Annotated in this window: 17 protein-coding genes and 1 pseudogene; 15 read left to right on the forward strand and 3 right to left on the reverse strand. The window is 44.0% G+C overall.

Translation table 11 applies throughout. From position 1 onward, the window contains the following. Positions 1 to 101: 101 nt before the first annotated feature. Positions 102 to 1,321 (forward strand): annotated as a pseudogene (locus QUB30_RS14780) (ISL3 family transposase). A gap of 214 nt (positions 1,322 to 1,535) precedes the next feature. Here QUB30_RS14780 and QUB30_RS14785 read toward each other — a convergent pair. Then, a complete protein-coding gene (locus QUB30_RS14785) occupies positions 1,536 to 2,123 on the reverse strand; it encodes a Uma2 family endonuclease (RefSeq protein ID WP_333334447.1) in 588 nt (195 codons plus the stop codon). A 102-nt stretch (positions 2,124 to 2,225) separates the two neighbouring features. Between QUB30_RS14785 and QUB30_RS14790 the strand changes: the two genes are divergently transcribed. The 5 genes from QUB30_RS14790 to QUB30_RS14810 all read left to right on the forward strand — a co-directional run bounded on the left by QUB30_RS14790 (position 2,226) and on the right by QUB30_RS14810 (position 6,939). Then, a complete protein-coding gene (locus QUB30_RS14790; protein ID WP_333334449.1) occupies positions 2,226 to 3,545 on the forward strand; it encodes a 3-isopropylmalate dehydratase large subunit in 1,320 nt (439 codons plus the stop codon). 138 nt (positions 3,546 to 3,683) lie between these two features. After that, positions 3,684 to 4,484, forward strand: coding sequence for a hypothetical protein (locus QUB30_RS14795; protein ID WP_333334451.1), 801 nt, complete (start codon positions 3,684 to 3,686; stop codon positions 4,482 to 4,484). A gap of 42 nt (positions 4,485 to 4,526) precedes the next feature. Beyond that, complete coding sequence (locus QUB30_RS14800; RefSeq protein WP_333334453.1) at positions 4,527 to 5,288, forward strand: HIRAN domain-containing protein; 762 nt, start codon at positions 4,527 to 4,529, stop codon at positions 5,286 to 5,288. Positions 5,289 to 5,623: 335 nt separating this feature from the next. Then, positions 5,624 to 6,322: an aquaporin Z gene (gene aqpZ, locus QUB30_RS14805; RefSeq protein ID WP_333234393.1), complete on the forward strand. Its 699-nt coding sequence runs from the start codon at positions 5,624 to 5,626 to the stop codon at positions 6,320 to 6,322. 128 nt (positions 6,323 to 6,450) lie between these two features. Continuing rightward, positions 6,451 to 6,939: a gluconokinase gene (locus QUB30_RS14810; RefSeq protein ID WP_333334455.1), complete on the forward strand. Its 489-nt coding sequence runs from the start codon at positions 6,451 to 6,453 to the stop codon at positions 6,937 to 6,939. Positions 6,940 to 7,268: 329 nt separating this feature from the next. On the opposite strand, the gene QUB30_RS14815 is transcribed toward QUB30_RS14810, so the two are convergent. Together QUB30_RS14815 and QUB30_RS14820 are read right to left on the reverse strand one after the other, a co-directional pair. Continuing rightward, positions 7,269 to 8,246 (reverse strand): carbohydrate kinase, encoded by a 978-nt coding sequence (locus tag QUB30_RS14815; protein ID WP_333334457.1) that lies wholly within the window; start codon positions 8,244 to 8,246, stop codon positions 7,269 to 7,271. Between the two features lie 176 nt (positions 8,247 to 8,422). After that, positions 8,423 to 8,632, reverse strand: coding sequence for a hypothetical protein (locus QUB30_RS14820; RefSeq protein ID WP_333334459.1), 210 nt, complete (start codon positions 8,630 to 8,632; stop codon positions 8,423 to 8,425). A gap of 60 nt (positions 8,633 to 8,692) precedes the next feature. Here QUB30_RS14820 and QUB30_RS14825 point away from each other — a divergent pair, with 60 nt between their 5' ends. The 9 genes from QUB30_RS14825 (at position 8,693) to QUB30_RS14865 (ending at position 14,936) form a co-directional block, all read left to right on the forward strand. After that, positions 8,693 to 8,968, forward strand: a complete 276-nt coding sequence (locus QUB30_RS14825) for a photosynthetic electron transport-dependent transcriptional regulator PedR (RefSeq protein ID WP_293251134.1) — start codon at positions 8,693 to 8,695, stop codon at positions 8,966 to 8,968. Between the two features lie 34 nt (positions 8,969 to 9,002). After that, the gene (locus tag QUB30_RS14830) at positions 9,003 to 9,284 is read left to right on the forward strand and encodes a hypothetical protein (RefSeq protein ID WP_333334557.1); all 282 of its coding nucleotides are present in this window, start codon (positions 9,003 to 9,005) and stop codon (positions 9,282 to 9,284) included. A 113-nt stretch (positions 9,285 to 9,397) separates the two neighbouring features. Beyond that, the gene (gene hisS, locus QUB30_RS14835) at positions 9,398 to 10,672 is read left to right on the forward strand and encodes a histidine--tRNA ligase (RefSeq protein WP_333334462.1); all 1,275 of its coding nucleotides are present in this window, start codon (positions 9,398 to 9,400) and stop codon (positions 10,670 to 10,672) included. Between the two features lie 198 nt (positions 10,673 to 10,870). Continuing rightward, a complete protein-coding gene (locus QUB30_RS14840) occupies positions 10,871 to 11,620 on the forward strand; it encodes a Uma2 family endonuclease (protein WP_333334464.1) in 750 nt (249 codons plus the stop codon). A 96-nt stretch (positions 11,621 to 11,716) separates the two neighbouring features. Further along, positions 11,717 to 12,850 carry a DNA cytosine methyltransferase gene (locus tag QUB30_RS14845; RefSeq protein WP_333334466.1) on the forward strand — a complete coding sequence of 378 codons (1,134 nt, stop codon included), beginning with the start codon at positions 11,717 to 11,719 and terminating at the stop codon, positions 12,848 to 12,850. Between the two features lie 186 nt (positions 12,851 to 13,036). Beyond that, on the forward strand, positions 13,037 to 13,468 hold the full coding sequence (locus QUB30_RS14850) for a deaminase domain-containing protein (protein WP_333334468.1): 432 nt from the start codon (positions 13,037 to 13,039) through the stop codon (positions 13,466 to 13,468). A gap of 140 nt (positions 13,469 to 13,608) precedes the next feature. Then, the gene (locus QUB30_RS14855; RefSeq protein ID WP_333334471.1) at positions 13,609 to 14,256 is read left to right on the forward strand and encodes a hypothetical protein; all 648 of its coding nucleotides are present in this window, start codon (positions 13,609 to 13,611) and stop codon (positions 14,254 to 14,256) included. Between the two features lie 117 nt (positions 14,257 to 14,373). After that, positions 14,374 to 14,598 carry a DUF433 domain-containing protein gene (locus QUB30_RS14860; protein WP_333137150.1) on the forward strand — a complete coding sequence of 75 codons (225 nt, stop codon included), beginning with the start codon at positions 14,374 to 14,376 and terminating at the stop codon, positions 14,596 to 14,598. Next, positions 14,595 to 14,936: a DUF5615 family PIN-like protein gene (locus tag QUB30_RS14865; RefSeq protein WP_190734538.1), complete on the forward strand. Its 342-nt coding sequence runs from the start codon at positions 14,595 to 14,597 to the stop codon at positions 14,934 to 14,936. Before QUB30_RS14860 ends, QUB30_RS14865 begins: the two co-directional genes overlap by 4 nt. The last annotated feature ends 6 nt before the right edge of the window (positions 14,937 to 14,942 follow it).

A 14,942-nucleotide genomic window follows, 5' to 3' on the forward strand; every position in this document is an offset into this window, starting at 1 on the left:
CCGAATTATCTAGCGCTAATGAGGAGGTTCCTTGGGTTGAAAAACTGGGAGCTATCGGAACTGCTATGCTAATGTATCTTTAGTTACAGAATAGGACATCTATGCAACCCCTTTTCACTAAACTATTAGGTTTGCCGGGAATCGACGTTGAAGACTACCATCTTTTCGATGACAAAATCATTCTTGAAGTTGAGGCTCATCAGGTGAAAGCGGTCTGTCCCCGCTGTCAAATCCCGAGCACCCATCTGCATCAAAATCATGGGTATTACGTGCGAGATTTAAGCCTAATGGGGCGGCTAGTATTGTTAAAAGTAAATCGGCGACAATTCAAGTGTACGACTTGTGGAAAACCGTTTAGTGAGGAACTCGATTTTGTCGGTAAACATCGCTCTCCACACCGACCGATTTGCCGAAATGATTGTCCAACAAGTGATTCATAGCGACCTCCATAATGTCGGGCAACAAAACGATTTAACCGATGAAGAAGTGTGGTCAATCGTTGAGTATATTAGCCCCAAAAAACTGGTGATTGACTTGACGGGCCTACAACGGCTGGGAATGGATGAAATTGCTTTACACAAAGGTGAGAATAACTATATTACAATTTTGGTTGATTTAGATCGTCGTGTACCCGTAGGATTTGTCTGTTCCAGAAAACATAAAGATATCAAGGAAGTCCTGAAAGGATGGGGTCAAGCGGTGCTTAATCAAATTATTGAAGTCAGTATTGACCTGTCAGGCAATTATCGAGGCTTGGTGCAGAAAATGATGCCTGATGCGAATATCATTGCCGATCGATTCCATGTCATGAAGCTGGTTGGATAGGAGTTAAACAAGACAATTATCAAGCAGAAAAAAGCGGCGCTCGCGATGCCAGACCAACCGGAGAAAATGCGAGTTAAGCAGGCATTAAAACAAAGCAAGTATGCCATTCTTAAGCCCGAGGAGAGCTTGACAGAGAGACAGCGCTTAAAGTTAGAAGAAGTGAAGCAAGTTTCACCATTGCTGGTCACAAGGCATCAACAGAAAGAGGCTTTTATAAATATCTTTGAGACGGCAAAAGACTGGTCGGAAGGCACATTTAAGTTGCTCTCTTGGCTGGTGGATGCAGAGACGAACGAGAGCGAACAGTGTGGGAACGATTAAGCGCTGGTTTGGTGAAATAACGGGATACTTTGACAATCGCACGACCAGTGGTGCAGTGGAAGGAATTAATAATCGGTTAAAGCTAATTAAACGATTAGGATATGGCTTCAGAAACTTTGAAAACTTTACATTACGCTGCTTAATCTGCTGGCATTTGAATGTTAGCTCTGCATAGTCTGAACGATAGAACCGAAATTTGTCACAAATCATAATAATTCCTCCAATCAACCTTTCCAAAAATTATTACAAAATTCTGCTTTCGTCCAAACTGAATGTTTAAATTAGGTAGATGTTTAATATACTTTACATCCCGCTCGTCACTTATGATTATTTAACAACGCATAACATTACGCATAATTTTGTAATAGTCGCTGCCATCGACATTTCGTTCAGTCGGTAAACAATGGAAATTCCAGCACAAATCCAGGTAAAACATCTTCTCCAGAAAGTTGTGTTGGTAAAGAGCGAACCTCTTTTGTTTGTCCCTGTCGATAAATTTCTACCTGCTGATTCTGTGGATTAAACAACCAACTCAAGCGCACCCCACTTTGCAGGTATTCCAGCATTTTATCTTGTAAGGTTTGCAGATTATCCGATCGCGATCGCAGTTCAATGACAAAATCCGGCGCGATGGGGGGAAATTTCTGTCGTTGTTCTGGAGTCAGTGCTTCCCAGCGAGACAATTCCACCCATGCTACATCAGGAGAACGAGATCCTCCACCGGGCAATTTGAATAGCGTGGAAGAACTAAACACCTTACCTAGTTGGGTTTTGCGATTCCAAATATAAACTTCACCGCCGATAGCCATCTCGCGACTACCGCTATCGCCGCCAACTGGAGACATCACAATTAACCTTCCTTTAGCATCGCGCTCGATCGTCAATTCAGGATTACTGAGACAGAGTTGATAAAACTGCTCATCGGTAAATTGAACGCGATCGAGATTAACTTGTAGGGGTAACGTCAGCAAGGTCATCGTCATTACTCCCGATTTTTGAAACCTGATAATTTCTATTTTAAGATAATGTTTCGCTTACAATACACTATGTAGCATCTAATAAAAAAGAGCGATCGCACTATGGGAATGACCCTGACCGAAAAAATCTTAGCTAAAGCATCAGGCCGCACTAAAGTTGAGCCCGGAGAAAATATTTGGGTAGAAACAGACGTGTTGATGACCCACGATGTCTGCGGGCCCGGCACCATCGGCGTTTTCAAACGCGAATTCGGTGAGAATGCTAAAGTCTGGAACCCCGACAAAATCGTCCTCATTCCCGACCACTACATTTTCACCAACGACGAACGCGCTAACCGCAACGTCGATATTCTCCGCGATTTTGCCGCCGAACAAGGGATAAAATACTTTTACGACATCACGGATCGATCGGACTTCAAAGCCAACCCCGACTATAAAGGAGTTTGCCACATCGCCCTAGCACAAGAAGGCCACACGCGACCGGGCGAAGTGCTCTTCGGCACCGATTCCCACACCTGCAATGCCGGCGCTTTCGGACAATTTGCCACCGGTATCGGCAATACAGACGCGGCTTTTATCATGGGAACCGGCAAATTGCTGATTAAAGTTCCGGCGACGATGCGCTTTGTACTCAACGGCGAACTGCCGGATTATTTGTTAGCAAAAGACCTGATTTTGCAGATTATTGGTGATATTAGCGTGGCTGGTGCTAACTACCGGACGATGGAATTTGCCGGCGATACAGTTGAGCGTTTGACGATGGAAGAACGGATGACGCTGTGCAATATGGTGATTGAAGCTGGCGGTAAAAACGGCACGGTTGCGCCCGACAAAACTACGTTTGATTACGTTACTTCGCGGACTGACAAACCCTTCGATTCATTTTACAGCGATGGGGATGCTAAGTTTTATAGCGATCGCACCTACGATGTCAGCAAATTAGAACCAGTCGTCGCCAAACCGCACTCCCCGGACAACCGCGAGTTAGCCCGCAACTGCCGCGATGTCAAAATCGATCGAGTTTACATCGGTTCCTGCACCGGCGGCAAAACCTCCGACTTCCTGAATGCCGCCCGCATTCTGAAAGGAAATCAAGTCAAAGTTCCGACTTATTTAGTACCAGCAACTCAGAAAGTTTACGAAGATTTGTTTGTCACAAAATACGAAGGTCAAACACTTTCGGAAATCTTCTTAGCTGCCGGCTGCATCGAACCCGCAGCGCCTTCTTGCGCCGCTTGTTTGGGCGGGCCGAAAGATACTTTCGGGCGGATGAACGAACCGGAAATTTGCGTGTCTACAACTAACCGCAATTTTCCCGGTCGGATGGGGAACAAAGAAGCGCAAGTTTATCTAGCTTCGCCTTACACGGCGGCGGCGTCTGCGCTGACTGGTCACGTCACAGATCCGCGCGAATTCGTATAAAATAGGGGCAATCCCCCCGTGGTTGCCCAGATCGGGGGTAGGAACTCTTGGCACTACCCCTACAAATCTGTATGAATGATGTAGACACGATAACTAGAATAAAATCCAAATAACTATCTATCTCAAAGGTAAAAAATTATGGTGACTCATCAGATTTTACGCAAGATGTCTGCTGCATTTGTCTTATTAGCTGTTGCCCTATCATGCAGTTCAACTACGACAGTAACTCAAGCACAAAAGGTTGCAGAAAAGCCAACATTGTTGCAGGTAGGTTACGGCGGTTTGATATTTGACTATGAATCAGAATATATGATGATTCCCGTTACTTTATCTGGCGATGAAAAACAAGCGGGATTTCCCACTGTATCACCACTATACGATTCTTATGAAGAGTCTAGAGGCAGCGGGATAGTTGGTTATAATATGATTTTTTATAACAAAAATAGCGGACAATCTAATATTTTATTAAACAGAAAAGCGTTAATATCCAAATTTGAATATTTGTTAGGTAAACAAGAACCCGAAAATCCAAGCGAGGGAAATGTACAAACAAATCAACCAAAGCAAAATCGCTCCAAGAAAGTATCCAGCAAGCCTCAGAATCAGTTGCTGTTATTTCATATCATAGATAGCGATACAAATGCTGATGGCAAACTTGACAGGGCGGACGCAATTATTGGATATTTATCTAACTTGGGAGGCAAATCGCTTCAGGCAATAACTCCGCCCGATACCCAGTTAATGAGTTGGGTATTTGATGAAAATAGCGGCGGAATTTTTCTCACTATTAGAAAAGACTCGGATGGCGATCGGAAGTTTACCGAAAAAGACGGTATTGATTTTGTCCGAGTGAATGTCAGCAAACCCAATGTTGGCAAAGAGATAATCGACGGTAAAACTCGGCAAGAATTGCAAAAAATTCTGACCAATTCAAAGTAAAGATCAGGTACGCCACCTAGTTTAATTGACAGGAGATTTGCTTTGAAAACACTATTTTTGGCTTGGCAAGACCCGGGCAGCGGTTCTTGGTTTCCGATTGGTCGATTGACATTTAACGGTAAAGAATACCAGTTCAATTATACAAATGGTGTTCTAGAGGCGAAACTTAAGTGCGGGTTTCTGCCCTTGCCATCTTTCCCTGATTTCAATAATGTTTACACTTCACAGAAACTGTTTCCCTTGTTTTCCAATCGAGTGATGCCGCGATCGCGCCCTGACTACCCTGAATTTGTACAGTGGTTGAATATCCCTCAACACGAAGATGACCCAATTGCTTTATTGGCCCGCAGCGGAGGGAAACGGGTAACTGATAAATTTGAGGTATTCCCCTGTCCCGAACCGGATGAAAATGGACGTTACTGTATCCATTTTTTGGCAGATGGACTGCGATACCTTTCAAAGTCGGCAATTGAACGGATTAATCGGCTTCAAGTGGGCGAACTTTTGTATTTAGCGCACGCATTTCACAATCCGCACGATTCCTCTGCTTTGCTTCTGTGTACGAAAGATCGCGGGATTGTAGGCTATTGTCCGCGCTATCTTTGGGAGGATATTTTTCAAATTATCTCGCAGGATCGAGAATTGGTTCGCGTAGAAGTCGATCGCCTCAACCAACCCCCAACGCCGCTACAGTTCCGCTTGCTGTGCAAAATGACCGCCGATTGGCGAGACTTTCGCCCTTTCCAAGGCCCGATGTACCAGCCGGTTAGCAGTGATGTTTTAGCTGCAGGTGCGATCGGATAATCAGCAACAATAAGTAAAATTACGATCGCATAATTAGGGAAGAAGTCAAGTTAATTATTGTGAATAGAATACAGAAGATTGCACAATTTATACAAATAATTAACTCTATGTTGACATTTTTTCTACAATAGAGTATGTTTGAGCTAATTTATCGATTCCAAATTACACAGTCTCAGTTTAAACCCATAAAATTTATGAAAGTTAGAGCTACACAATGCTAATGATTTCCATTAGCATTGTTCCTCTGCATGAAACAAATTCGAGTTCTACTTTTTATAATTAGAATTCGTCTGGGTGCGAAATTGCTCGATCGTAAACTTCAGATAATTGTGAGTATGAACAAAAAAATAAAGATTGGGGTTGCTGAAGCTTTTGGTACTTTTGTGTTGGTATTAGGTGGATGTGGCAGTGCGGTTTTAGCTGGAGACAAAATCGGCTTTTTGGGAGTGTCGATCGCCTTTGGCCTGTCCCTCTTAATCATGGTTTATACGATCGGCCCGATCTCGGGATGCCACATTAATCCGGCGGTAAGCATCGGTTTAGTAGTTGCCAAACTGATCGATGCTGTTTTGCTTCCTTATTATATAGGAGGTCAGATTGTAGGGGGAATTTTAGGCGGTCTTGTTTTGTACATGATAGCATCAGGAAAACCTGGTTTTGATGCGGCGGCTTCGGGATTTGCTTCTAACGGTTTTGCAGAACATTCTCCCACTGGTTACGGACTTTTGGCAGCAGCTTTGACGGAAATTGTACTGACTGCTTTTCTGTTATTTACAATCATGGGTACTACCCATCCCAAATATCCCGTCGGTTTGGGCGGAATTCCCATCGGCTTGATGCTGGTGTTGATTCACTTAATCGGAATTCCCGTAACCAATACTTCAGTTAACCCAGCTAGAAGTATCGGTGTCGCACTTTTTCAAGGCGGATGGGCAATCCAACAGTTGTGGGCGTTTATTGTATTCCCAGTGATTGGTGGAATTATCGGCGTTTTGGCTTATAATTTCATTAAACCCACTATGGAAGAAATTTGATCGAGAATCAAAAATAAACCGGGTTTATTGAATTTTTTAGGGTGGTAGAATTCATCCGGCAACTTAAGAAACCCGGTTTGTCGATCGCACAACTTGATAAAATTGCAAGTATTCGGTAAATAGGTGCCATGATTACGATCGTGATGGGAGTATCCGGTTCTGGCAAAACTACTGTTGGCAAGTTGCTGGCGCAATCTCTCAATTGGGATTTCAGCGATGCCGACGATTTTCACCCATCAGCTAATATCGAGAAAATGAGTCGGGGCATTCCTTTAGAAGATGCGGATCGCCTTCCTTGGCTTTTACAATTGCAAGCTGCAATAGACAGGTGGCTGTTAGAAAATAAAAATGTCGTGTTGGCTTGTTCTGCTTTAAAAGCATCTTACCGCGAAATGCTCTGCCGCGACCAACAGCGGATGAAAATAGTTTATCTCAAATGTTCTTTTCAGCTATTAATAGCCCGGTTAACAAGTCGCGAAAATCACTACATGAAAGCAGACTTGTTGTTAAGTCAGTTAGACACTCTCGAAGAACCAGAAGATGCAATTATCATAGATGCTTCGCAACCGCTAGAGATAATCTTGCGCCAAATTAGAAATCATCTGATGTGCGGTTAATGGCCCGCAATAAAACCTACAGCGTATTCCAGGTTTATGAAGTGTAGGGACACGGCAATGCCGTGTCCCTACGGGGGTCGATCTATCTGGGGTGTACTTCATAAACGTCGAATCTGCTGTATAATACCAAATCTGGCTTAAATATCCCTTGATTTCTTAGTTTCTCTCAGCTAGGATGAGAGTTTGTATAGTAGCGATTTCAAACGCCTAGTCCGATCGAGGGTTTTTAACGCGGATTTAGTATAAGAGTTATTTTTTTTTTCGGATTAACCGGGCTTCTGAACCACATTTAGCCCCCTCTCCGTTTCCCGGCTTATAGGTTCGGGGTGCTAATTTTTGTACAAATACAAGAAAGCTTCTACTTCAGCGGCGGTTGGTTGAGATCTAATTGCCCCGGGTTTCATAGCTGTCATCGCACCTACCGCACTCGCATAAGTTACAATTTTTTGGGCTATTTTTGGATCTGCTAAATTCTTGATTCCATGCTTGCACAATTGGCGTACAAAACCAGCCAGAAATGCGTCGCCGGCACCTGTTGTATCCTCAACATCTACTGTAAAGGCGGGGATTTTTCCTTCATTTTCCGAGATACAATAGGCGCAACCTTTCTCGCCCGCAGTCACCAAAACGCCTTCTACAGAATCGAGGCGGTAGGTAATAGCTCCAGCGTCGGTAGTTGCAAACAACCATTCGGCTTCTTCCTCAGATAACTTGACAAAATCAACTTTTTTTAATATTTTTCTAATGTGCGCTTTTGCTTCGTCTGGATTTGGCCAAAACACTGGACGCCAATTGATGTCAAGTATAATTTTAACGTCGTACTGTTCTGCTAGTTCGAGCGATCGGGCGATCGCCTCTCGACTTTCAGGATAAGCTAATTCTAAAGTGCCTAGCACTAAAAATTCGGCATTTTCAAACAGCTCCTCGGGTAGTTTTGCAGCGAGGAGACGGGTGTCGGCAAAATCTGCAGTATTGAATTCGCCAAAACCGGCAAAATTTCGATCGCCCGCTTGATTCCGCAAGACATAAACTTGCCGCGTCGGCGCACTCGGATGCCGCTGCACTCCAGCGATATCAACCCCTACTTCTTGCAATACCTGCACTAGGGAATTCCCCAATTCATCCCCACCTACAGCACCGATAAATCCCGCCGCCGTCCCCAATTTAACCAGAGCACAGGCAACATTAGCAGGAGCACCGCCGGGATATGCCGTCCAAGATTCTACCTCTTCGAGAGATACTCCTGGTTTGTCTGCTAAACAATCAAATAAAAGTTCACCCAGACACAGAACGCGAGGATAAGTCATAGGAATTTGAGATTTGAGATTTGAGATTTTAGACCAGCAGTAGACAGGTCAATAATGATTTTTAACCCGTCCCAGAAAAATTGCAAGCTATTTTTTAATGGCTGCTCCTATAATATCAGACCTATCGATACTGGCACTTACTCCCTTAAAACTGAAGTATAGTGCGGGCGTATCAGTTAGTTGTTTGACGCGCAAACATCTGCAGGTTGGGCCCGGATGTCAGATAGGGGCAGGTAAAGGCAGCATCCGGCACCCGACGCACAAGCAGTGCGAGTGGCTGCGCGTCTTGCTGTGTCGGGGCTGGGTTTGCACTCCAGGCGATTCTGCAAGTGAGTTTGTGCTTTGCGCCCGAAAAAGTAGCACAGCAAATTTAATTTTGTCTTCATACTCGATCCCTCATCCTTTAGAATTGTAGATAGGTAAATATGCAGACATAGGAAAAATTTATGAGTGGGAGTGTCTCTGGGACCCCTGTCACGCTGTCGGACAGAGAATTGCAAGTGGTAGAGTTAGTAGCGGCGGGATTGACTAATGAGAAAATCGCCGAAAAGTTAGAGATTAGCAAGCGTACAGTTGACAACCACATTAGCAATATCTTGAACAAAACGCGCGCTGACAATCGAGTTACGCTTGTACGCTGGGCGTTGCAGTGGGGAAAGGTATGTTTGGACAATATTAACTGCTGCCCTCTACCGGGGCCGATCGATAAAGAAGTATCTTAAGTAGGGGATCAGGTTGGGGACAGGCAAAGAAATGATGCAAACGGCACAAGAAAAACAACTCCGCTATCAAATTCAATGCCCTGGATTGCCGTTGGCGGTGTATCGCGAAGTGGCGGTCCATTTGCGTCAAGTTGAAGGGGTGCAAGCCGATTTAATTCCGCAGCAGTCGCAGCGGTTTGATTACAGCGACAGCCAAATTGGGGGTTTGTGGATACAGTATCCTGAAGGGTTCGATTTGGCAGGTCGCGAGCGAGTAGATCGCATTTTGGCTTATTATGGCGATCGTTACGGAGCTTGGGAATTATTAAGTCATTAGTTATTGGGAATTGGGAATTGTTAGCTGTTGACTGTTAACTGTTGACTAATTACTAATGACTAATTACTAATGACTAATTACTAATGACTACTGACAACAGACTAACAAAATGAATGAGTGCAATTAAAACTTTACCGGGAACGCGGGATATTTTGCCCGCTGAAATTCAATACTGGCAAAATATAGAAGAAGTCGCTAGAACAATTTTGAAAAAAGCGGCTTATCGAGAAATTCGGACGCCAATTTTTGAACAGACATCTTTATTTGAACGCGGCATCGGCGAAGCTACCGATGTCGTAGGCAAAGAAATGTACACTTTTAAGGATAAGGGCGATCGATCGACTACTTTGCGTCCAGAAGGCACCGCCGGAGTAGTCCGAGCTTTTATTCAAAACAGTTTGTACGCGGCGGGAGACGTGCAGCGCCTGTGGTATGCGGGGCCGATGTTTCGCTACGAACGCGCGCAAGAGGGAAGACAGCGGCAGTTCAATCAAATTGGCGTGGAAGTCTTGGGGAGTGCGAATCCTCGTGCGGATGTCGAAGTAATTGCGATCGCCTGCGACATCCTGCAAACCCTGGGTTTAAAAAATTTGCGCCTCGATATTAATTCTGTCGGAAATAAGCAAGATCGACAAAATTACCGACAAGCTTTGATCGATTATTTTACACCGCACAAAGACGAATTAGACGCGGATTCTCAAGATCGCTTGACTCGCAATCCGCTGCGGATATTGGACAGCAAAAATCAGCGCACTCAAGAAATTGTAGCTGGTGCGCCGAGCATTTTAGAATATTTGGGAGAGGAATCGCGATCGCACTTCGAGCAAGTGCAGCTTATGCTCACAAATTTAGGAATTAGCTATCAGTTAAATCCCAGATTAGTGCGCGGTTTAGATTACTATACCTACACCGCCTTTGAAATTATATCCGACGATTTGGGAGCGCAAGCAACAGTTTGCGGAGGCGGCCGCTACGACGGTTTAGTCAAGGAATTGGGCGGCCCAGATACGGCGGCAGTCGGTTGGGCAATGGGTATCGAAAGGTTGATTATCTTGCTGCAAAAGTTGCAACCTTTGCCCGCGCAAAAGTTGGATTTTTATTTGGTATCCAGGGGCGAAAAAGCAGAACAGCAATCGGTATTGTTAGCTCAAAAATTGCGAAGTGCCGGGTTTAGTGTAGAGATAGATTTGAGTGCTAGTGCTTTCGGGAAACAGTTTAAAAGAGCCGACAGAAGCGGTGCAGTTGCCTGTTTAGTTTTGGGAGATGCGGAAGCTGAAAACGAGACGGTACAATTGAAGTGGTTGGCGAGTGGTAAACAAAGTGCGATCGGGCAATCGGAACTACTAGCAATGACTGGCGAACTACAGCACAAAATTAACAACCCTTAGAACTCTCGGTTTTAGCCCAGTCTAGATCCCCCTAAATCCCCCTTCTTAAGGGGGACTTTGAATTCCCATCCTCTCGTTACCAGGCTCTGCCCGGTAACGCATATCCAGAGGCTCTGCCTCGTCATTAAGCCATTAACATTAATCCCAAAAACCAAGAGATATAATTTAAGCATTAAAACATTTAACCTCTGATAAACTATGTCTGTAACAACTAAAAACCCAGAAACAAAACTCACAATCACCTGGCCGCTACTACCAGAAGATTTTCAACTACCCGACGACCCCGTGGAAGACGAAAGCCAACCATTATTAGCCGCCGCTTTGCGCCAGCCGCTAACAGCATTTCCTGAATTAATGCAGGATGCCTTAATTGTTTCCAACTTTGCCTTGTGTGCCGGCATAAGTTTCCCAGGTTCAAGCAGCGACGAACAGCGTATTATCTGCAAAGCACCAGATTGGATGTACGTGAAACCCGTCAATCCAAAAAATATCTCTCAAGTCCGCCGTAGTTACACGCCACACACAGAAGGAACCATCCCCCAAATCGTGATGGAGTTTCTTTCAGAAACCTATGGAGAAGAATACTCCGTTGAATTTACCTCGCGGGTGGGAAAGTGGTATTTTTACGAGCAAGTAATCAAAGTCCCCAGATACGTCATATTCCGAGCAAAAACAGGTCATTTAGAAGTTTACGCTTTAGAATCAGATCACTACAACTTGCAAAAACCTGATGAAAACGGACGTTATTGGATACCGGGATTAGATTTGTTTTTAGGTATTTGGGAAGGAACGCACGAAGGGAGAACAGGCTGTTGGTTGAGATGGTGGGATGCAGAAGGCGAGTTGTTGCTGTGGTCGGAAGAACGAGCCGATCGCGAACGACTGCGCGCTGAAAAATTGGCCGAAAAACTGCGTCAAGCTGGAATCGAGTTAGATGATGAAGAGTGAAATATCAATTGATGAGTCGAGTTCGATCGGGTTTTGGTATGATGACACTCTTGTGGTGCCGGCATCCAGCCCGCCCTTGGCTAACTTTACACTCCTATGTTAATCGAACGTCTCCAGCCGATCGCCTGGACAAAAAAACCGCGACTCATATCCTTATTTTCTGGTTGCGGCGGCATGGATTTGCCATTCCACCAAGCCGGATTTGAGGTAGTTTGGGCGATCGACTCCAATAAATACGCCTGCCAAACATTCAGCAGAAACATTGCTGATGTCATCATCAACGACAGCATAGAAAATATAGACATTGTACAAGTTCCCGAAGCAGAAATATGTATAGGAGGGTTCCCCTGTCAAGATTTCTCCCTAATTTGGAAACGTCCGGGACTTGAAGGAACCCGAGGTAATTTATATACATACTTTCTCGATTTTGTAAATAAAAAAAAGCCCAAAGCTTTTGTAGCAGAAAACGTCAAAGGCTTATTAAGTGCAAATAATTATCAAGCAATAAAACAAATAATCTACGACTTTGAAAGTATCGCTCCGGGCTACTTAGTTAAACCTAAACTCTACAACTTTGCTGATTACGGAGTTCCCCAATTTCGCCAAAGAGTGTTATTAGTTGGCATTCGGATGGATACAGGATTTAACTTTGTGCATCCTCAGCCAGAATACGGTCAAAATCGCAAAAATCCTTATCGAACTGCGGGCGAAGCACTCAAAAATGTGGAAGCAGTTCTTGACAATAACAAACATCATAAAATTCAATCCCGCACCGTGGAAATTTTAAATCGAATTAAACCGGGAGGCAATTTCTCTGATATTCCCAAGGATAGTCCCTACTATGTCAAAGGCATGATCAGTCACGTTTATCGGCGAATTCATCCAGATAGACCATCCTCGACAATCATTGCTGGTGGAGGTGGCGGGACTTGGGGTTATCATTATTTAGAACCGCGTTCTTTGACAAATCGTGAAAGGGCAAGATTGCAAACATTTCCAGATGATTTTGTTTTTGAAGGTTCTACGACTGAAGTGCGGCGGCAGATTGGCAATGCAGTGCCGCCGCAGGGAATCGCTGCTGTTGTGGAGGCTTTAATTCCGCTATTTAAGGGGGATTATCCGCAAGTGGATTTATATGAAATGAGTAAAAAGTTGCAGGAAATGTCAATTCAACAACGATTAAAATGGGCTGAATTAGAGGTGTGGGAGCAGAGTTTGCAGTTAATTTGAAAGTGTAGTAGAATTAAAATACCTGAGTCAGACGAGGCTTTAAGCTTATGTCTAAGTCAGGTTATATGCAAATTTTTATAAAAAAATAAAATACCTCGCGTGAAATAAAACTTAACTACAGGAAACCCCTATAGAAACGCACGTCATTACCAGTATCCCCAAGAGATACTTGATTGCCATCGGGATATGGTAGAGGAACTGCGGACTGAGGCTCAAGATGTTCGATCGAGGCATATTGGAAAACCCAGTTCTGGTAATGCTGCGGTTGCCAAACTAGAACTCGCAATGGGTAGACTTTATAGCGAAGAAGCTACCAGCAAGAAAAAGCCTCTCAATATTCCAGGCGAAGACAATGGGCCAAAGTTGTTTTTTCAGGCAAGGATTGACAGAGCAGCATTCCCTAATAATTTCAATGAAAAACACGCGGAGTACAAGCTCTTCAATGCACTTGCAGCAGAGTTGGAACGAGATAGTGTACCTTCTGAGGCGACAGGAAGGCTTTACATTTACACGGAGATGGATATGTGTTCGGGCTGCAACACTACCTGCGATGAAGACTTTGCTAGGTGGTTCCCCAACATTGAAGTGATTATCTTCTACGAGGAGCCATATCCGTAGAAATATAGGATAAAAAGCCAGTAGAGCCAAGGAAGGCTTTACTGGCTTCTCTGGGTAAGGTACAATGGAGGTGATATTAGTCTTAAAATTAGCTCGATCTTGGTTGACGATCGAGGAAAATACATAAGGAGGGAAAGTCAATGATAAAGTTTGCTCTAGGTCACTACACCGATTTTAAATTGCCCAGCAACTTAACTATTCCAGAGCAATTACAGCAAACACTTCAGACGGTTTGGGACAGAAAATATGACGATTTATACGAACGAGGTGGAAAGTGCAATGTAGAAGAAGCTTTTGTAGAAGTAATGACAGCCTTTGGAATGCCTAATGATGCAATATCCCATCAGCGATACGTCTATATGGCTTATGGAATAGCATTAGCCGCTAAACCGACTATTAAACATTACTTTCCTGAAGAACACAAAGCTGATATCGTTGAAGGAATTGTATCTTGTTGGCTGAAGAATAGTTGTGAAATCCCAGAAACTTGGGCTGATACGTTGTTTCCTAATATCAACAAAATCGGAAAATATCAAGCTAGTAACGAAGCTTATAATATCTTCTACGGCTTGCTGCAAACACTCAACAGCAAAACAGCCTATAATGCCATCTTGGATATTTTGTATGATGCCATTACCGGAGATGCTATTTCTGGTTTTGCTGCGGCTCAACGAGATATGTTTAATTGGTGGTTGATCGAGGTGATTCCTGCTGCCTATTGTTTAAAGCTACCATCTACTTTATATTCGGGAAAATGGGAATTTCCGCCACTGAGTCAGTGCGCTTAAGTGATGACCAAGGTAATTGGTAAAGCTTAATTAGTTAATAATCATGGGAATCCAGTTATTAACAATTACGAGCGCTCTCATTCATACTATAACTAAGCGTTGTAGGAGCTAACTTTAATGTCGGAGCTATTCGCAAGGATCACGGTTAATCCTAGACAGTGCGGCGGTCGCCCTTGCATTCGCGGCATGAGAATTCGGGTATCAGACGTACTGGACTTATTTGTGGCTGGTTTGAGTGCGGAACAAATACTAGAAGAAATGCCCGATCTTGAAGCTGACGATCTGAAAGCATCTCTTTTGTATGCTTCGCGCAAACTCAATCATCCGGTATTGGTTGCATGACAATAATTTGGGTAGATGCACATCTGTCACCGGCGATCGCAACCTGGATTACAAACACATTTGGTGTCACAGCAGTAGGCTTGCGCGAGATTGGCTTGAGAGATGCCGAAGATCCTGAAATTTTTGAGGCATCGAGAGCGCAGGGAGTTATCGTAATGACTAAAGATAGTGACTTTGTTGATTTGGTCGATCGCCTGGGTTCACCGCCACAGATTATTTGGTTGACGTGCGGCAATACATCAAACGCTCGGTTGCGAGAGATTTTAAGTGCAACATTACCTGAAGCTTTGGAGATATTGAAAGCAGGTGAACCACTGGTGGAGATTAGTGGAAATTAAACTTTT

This window comes from Microcoleus sp. BROC3 (assembly GCF_036702515.1).
Classification (GTDB): domain Bacteria; phylum Cyanobacteriota; class Cyanobacteriia; order Cyanobacteriales; family Microcoleaceae; genus Microcoleus.